The 4978-nt window shown below is 38.8% G+C and carries 5 protein-coding genes; 4 read left to right on the top strand and 1 reads right to left on the bottom strand.

Annotation, left to right across the window (positions count from 1 at the left end; genetic code table 11):
* Nucleotides 1-7: 7 nt before the first annotated feature.
* Nucleotides 8-343 (bottom strand): DUF496 family protein, encoded by a 336-nt coding sequence (locus HMPREF0027_RS05730; RefSeq protein WP_005622939.1) that lies wholly within the window; start codon nucleotides 341-343, stop codon nucleotides 8-10.
* A gap of 202 nt (nucleotides 344-545) precedes the next feature.
* On the opposite strand from HMPREF0027_RS05730, the gene ppx reads away from it, so the two are divergent.
* The 4 genes from ppx to serC all read left to right on the top strand — a co-directional run bounded on the left by ppx (nucleotide 546) and on the right by serC (nucleotide 4852).
* Nucleotides 546-2069 (top strand): exopolyphosphatase, encoded by a 1524-nt coding sequence (gene ppx, locus HMPREF0027_RS05725; protein ID WP_005622938.1) that lies wholly within the window; start codon nucleotides 546-548, stop codon nucleotides 2067-2069.
* Between the two features lie 198 nt (nucleotides 2070-2267).
* Complete coding sequence (gene nanQ / locus HMPREF0027_RS05720; RefSeq protein ID WP_005622936.1) at nucleotides 2268-2735, top strand: N-acetylneuraminate anomerase; 468 nt, start codon at nucleotides 2268-2270, stop codon at nucleotides 2733-2735.
* Nucleotides 2736-2744: 9 nt separating this feature from the next.
* On the top strand, nucleotides 2745-3617 hold the full coding sequence (locus HMPREF0027_RS05715) for a MurR/RpiR family transcriptional regulator (protein ID WP_005622934.1): 873 nt from the start codon (nucleotides 2745-2747) through the stop codon (nucleotides 3615-3617).
* A gap of 146 nt (nucleotides 3618-3763) precedes the next feature.
* The gene (serC, locus tag HMPREF0027_RS05710; protein WP_005622932.1) at nucleotides 3764-4852 is read left to right on the top strand and encodes a 3-phosphoserine/phosphohydroxythreonine transaminase; all 1089 of its coding nucleotides are present in this window, start codon (nucleotides 3764-3766) and stop codon (nucleotides 4850-4852) included.
* Nucleotides 4853-4978 lie beyond the last annotated feature (126 nt).

Here is a 4978-nt window from a genome sequence, read left to right as displayed (position 1 = left end):
CCCCTAATTATTTCTCGTCTTTTACCGGAGCGGAACTTTTATGTGCAGCCATTTTTTGACGAATTTCACGGCGTTGTTTTGATAGTTCCGCATTGCGGATCATATAATCATCAACACGGTTTTCGTAGTCGTCACGCATATTCGCGATAATTGCTCGGATCTCTTCAACGGTCATTGAATCATTGATGTATTGATTTAAGTTATCTAATAACAATACACGTTTTTGGTTATCACGGATTTTACGATCATTATCCGCAGTTTCACGATGTAATTTATTTTTTAAACGGTAAAGATGAACATAATCCAACATATCTTGGAACGCTTGTTTTTTTACATCAGCCATTTGAGAACCCTCTTGGTTAGTGAAAATAAATCTGTATAAATCCTAGACCTTTTAAACAAATTCGTCAAAATGTTTCTCAAGGGTTTGTTTATTTGCATAAATAAACATCAAAATTTTTAAAATAATGAAGAATTTGTCGATAGATTTGTATTAAAAGTGATAATATCTTGATATTTATTCGCTCGGTTTATAAGGATATTTTATGTCATCTTCAATGCAATCGTCAGTAAAACAGTCTGCGCCTAGAGAATTTGCCGCTATTGATTTGGGCTCGAACAGCTTTCATATGATTGTTGCGCGTATTGTAAATGGCTCGATCCAAATACTTTCTCGTTTGAAACGTCGAGTACGCTTGGCGGACGGTTTAAATGAACACCGAATCTTGAGCCAAGAGGCTATTACGAGAGGCGTGGAATGTTTAGCGTTATTTGCCGACCGTTTACAAGGTTTTTCGGCGGAAAATGTGAAAGTGGTCGGAACTTATACCTTGCGTCGAGCGATCAATAACGATGAGTTTTTAAAACAAGCAGCGCAAGTGTTTCCTTACCCGATTCAAATTATTTCCGGACAAGAAGAAGCTCGTTTGATCTATTCCGGTGTGAGCCATACTCAGCCGGAAAAAGGTCGAAAACTAGTGGTTGATATTGGCGGCGGCTCAACGGAAATGACGATCGGTGATGATTTCACACCATTAAGAGCGGAGAGCCGTCATATGGGCTGTGTGAGCTTTGCAAATCGTTTCTTCCCTCGTGGTGAATTGACGATTGAGCGATTTGATAATGCTTACCAAACGGCGATGGAAAAAATTGAGGATCTTGCTTGGGAATACCGTCAGTTAGGTTGGCAAAATGTATTGGGATCTTCGGGAACGATTAAAACCGTGCAAAAAGTGTTGATTGCCAACGGGTATCGAGACGGGTTGATTACGGAAGAACGTTTACAGAATTTAATTGATATTTGCTTGCAATTTAATTCCTTAAACGAGATTCAGTTAAAAGGTTTAATTGAAGAGCGAGCGGATGTGCTGATCCCTGGCTTGGCGATTTTATTAGCGCTATTTCATACCTTTAGAATTGAATCGATGCGTTATTCAAACGGGGCGATTCGTGAAGGTGTTATGTATGGCTTAGAAAAGAGCTTCCAAGTCGGGGATATTCGCCAAAGAACGGCAGAAGCACTAGCAGAGCAATTTAATATTGATCAGCAACAAGCCAATAGAGTGGAACACACAGCACTGATGCTATTTGAACAGGTGAAAAGTTGGCGCAATCGCCGCCAAATCCCTGAGCTACGTAGTATGTTAAAGTGGGCGAGCTTACTGCATGAGATCGGTATTGTGATTAATCACAATAGTGTGCATCGCCATTCCGCTTACATTATTGCGCATAGCGATTTACCGGGTTTTGATTCCGAGCAACAGAATTTATTGGCGATGCTGATGCGTTTTCATTTGAAGAGCTTCAAACGGAGTGAAATTCGCAGTACTAACCGTTATCAGCATCGCGATATTATGACATTATTGCGTTTATTTCGTTTAGCGGTATTGCTGAATCGTCCTCGACAAGCGACGGTTGAGCCGAAATCGGTAAAATTAACCGTAACAAATAATGAATGGTTATTGCAGTTTGAAGCTAGCTTTTTAAGACAAAATCCATTGATTTTGGCGGAACTGGAAGAAGAGCAAAAATGTTTGGTTCAGCTGGATTTAACATTAAAAATGGAATAAGTAGCATTGTGAAGGCACAGCCTAATTGGTCTGTGCCTTCAGCTTTATAAAATTTGATCTAGTTCTCATTTTCTTATTTTCCCGCTTGTTATTTAGCGGATAAATCTTTACGCTATACATACTGGAGTATATCTTCATTTATGGAGTGGCTGTTGAACCAAAACAGCATTGATAAATTTATTATTGTAAGGGAGCGATATGTTATTAGGTGATTTATCTCGAGCGGACTACGCTAAATCATTACCGCCCGTATTTGTGCGTTTATGCGAAAAATTGAAGACATTGGATTTGGTTAATCTTCCGTTAGGTTGGCAAGACCTTGAAGAGGGCGTTCGCATGAACGTGATGGAATTTGAAACCAGTCCGGCTGAAGAAAAGAAAGCGGAAATGCATCGCAAATTTATCGATATTCAATTATTAATTTCAGGTGAAGAAATGATTGAGTATGGCTTAGGCGAACCTAATTTAGCGAAATTTGATGAATATCGTGACGAAGACGATTATCAGTTAACGGAAGCGATTGAGTATAAAAATGAGCTTGTACTACAGCCAAATATGTTTGCTATCTTTTTACCTTATGAACCGCATAAACCGGGCAATGCAGTAAACGGTCAAAATAAATTATTGAAAAAATTAGTTGTTAAAGTCCCTGTCAGTTATTTGTAGGAGGCAGTTATGTCTGCTCGAGGAAAAATATTAGATACTATCGGTGCATTACAAACTAGTTTAACCAAAACAGAGAAGAAAATTGCCTCGGCGATTTTGGCTCAACCGGAGATCCTCAGTCAGAACTCATTATCTGAAGTAGCGAAACAACTTGATGTCGGTGAAGCGACATTTATCCGATTTTGTCGTACTTTAGGTTTTAAAGGCTATACCGATTTTAAATTGGATTTAGCGATTGAATTGGCGACCCAAGAGAAACAAAGTAATTCGATTTTTGATACGGATGTGTCGGAAACCGATACACCGAAAGAAATTGCAATTAAATTGCAAAGCAGTTTGAATAACGTGATTGCCGAAACAATCAATTTGCTCGATTTTCAAGAATTAGAAAATGTGGTGAAAGAATTGCAAAAGGCGCAGCGTATTTTCTTATTCGGTGTAGGTTCTTCGGGGTTAACCGCAGAAGACGCAAAACATAAATTGATGCGTATCGGCTTACAGACCGATGCGGTAACCAATAACCACTTTATGTATATGCAAGCGTCATTATTACGTGAAGGCGATGTGGTGATTGGGATCAGTCATTCGGGTTATTCAGATGAGGTAATTAGCTCGTTGCGTATCGCACGTAAAAATAATGCGAAGACTGTGGCGATTACTCATTACATTCGTTCACCCATTACCAATGTTGCCGATTATGTATTGATTAACGGCAATCGCCAAGGACATATGCAAGGCGATTCTATTGGCACTAAAATGTCACAATTATTCGTTTTAGATCTTATTTACGCTTTATTAGTTAAAGCGGAGCCGGAAAAATCAATTCAACAAAAACAAAAAACGTTGGATGTAATTTTGGAACAACGTGTTCACGGTCGATAATTTGGGGTTTACAAGCGGTTAAATTTGCAGAATTTTTTGCAAATTTAGCCGCTTTATTTTTTTATCTAAAAAAGTGCTTTCAAAATGACAAATGTTTTCGCTAGAATGATCGAATCCGTTTTAAAGAAACATAAGAGGCAAACACAATGACACAAGTTTATAATTTCAGTGCAGGTCCGGCAATGATGCCAAAAGCCGTGTTAGAACAAGCGCAACAAGAACTATTAAATTGGCAAAACCAAGGTACTTCGGTAATGGAGGTTAGCCATCGCGGTAAGTTTTTTATGGAACTTGCAACGCAATCTGAGCAAGATTTTCGTGAGGTTTATAACATTCCGCAAAATTATAAAATTCTGTTTTTGCAAGGCGGTGCACGTGGGCAATTTGCTGCAGTGCCAATGAACTTAATTGGAGCAAAGGGTAAAGCACTTTATCTAAATAGCGGTCATTGGTCGGGTATGGCTGCGAAAGAAGCACGTAATTTCTGTGAAATTGATGAGATCAACATCTTTGAAAAAGATCAAAATGGCGTGATTGCGGTAACCCGTACCGATTTTAGCGACATTGCTGAACAATATGATTATGTTCACTATTGTACTAATGAGACGATCACCGGTGTACAAATTAAGCAGATCCCAAATGTGGGCAATGCGGTTTTAGTAGCGGATATGTCATCTGATATTCTTTCGACGCAAATTGATATCAGCAAATTCGGTTTAATTTATGCAGGTGCGCAAAAAAATCTGGGGCCGGCAGGTATTACGATTGTGATTGTACGTGAAGATCTGATTGGTAAAGCTCGCACAGCAACCCCTTCAATTTGGAATTACGAAACGCAAGTTAATACGGACTCGATGATCAACACTCCGCCTACATTCGCTTGGTATTTATGCTCATTGGTATTTAAGCATTTAATCAAAGAAGGCGGTTTGGGCGCAGTTGAAAAACGTAATGCGGTAAAAGCGGCATTACTTTATAATTACTTGAACAACAGTTCTTTCTATCGCAATTATATTGCGGAAGCGAATCGTTCGGTAATGAATGTGACATTTAGTACAGATAATGATGAATTAAATGCAAAATTTGTAGCAGAAGCGACTGCTTGTGGCTTGCATACCTTAAAAGGACACAAAGTGTTAGGTGGTATGCGTGCCTCTATCTATAATGCGATGCCGATTGAAGGTGTAGAAGCATTAATCCAGTTTATGGATAAATTTGCAAAAGAGAATGCATAATTTTCAAAAAATAATAAGGGCTATCCGATTGATCTGACCCCAAAAGTTAGACTGTTTAATTTAAGGACCGAGTTCTGTATTGTACAGGGCTGAGTCCTTTTAATTTACTTGAATACGCTCATTGTT

It is taken from the genome of Actinobacillus ureae ATCC 25976, from assembly GCF_000188255.1.
In the GTDB taxonomy this organism is placed as follows: Bacteria; Pseudomonadota; Gammaproteobacteria; order Enterobacterales; family Pasteurellaceae; genus Actinobacillus; species Actinobacillus ureae.
This window is presented reverse-complemented; position numbering and strand designations above follow the sequence as displayed.

What these genes read in the sequence shown, in the direction of transcription:
- HMPREF0027_RS05730 (WP_005622939.1), bottom strand. Translation starts at nt 343, where the DNA reads ATGGCTGATGTAAAAAAACAAGCGTTCCAAGATATGTTGGATTATGTT.
- ppx (WP_005622938.1), top strand. Translation starts at nt 546, where the DNA reads ATGTCATCTTCAATGCAATCGTCAGTAAAACAGTCTGCGCCTAGAGAA.
- nanQ (WP_005622936.1), top strand. Translation starts at nt 2,268, where the DNA reads ATGTTATTAGGTGATTTATCTCGAGCGGACTACGCTAAATCATTACCG.
- HMPREF0027_RS05715 (WP_005622934.1), top strand. Translation starts at nt 2,745, where the DNA reads ATGTCTGCTCGAGGAAAAATATTAGATACTATCGGTGCATTACAAACT.
- serC (WP_005622932.1), top strand. Translation starts at nt 3,764, where the DNA reads ATGACACAAGTTTATAATTTCAGTGCAGGTCCGGCAATGATGCCAAAA.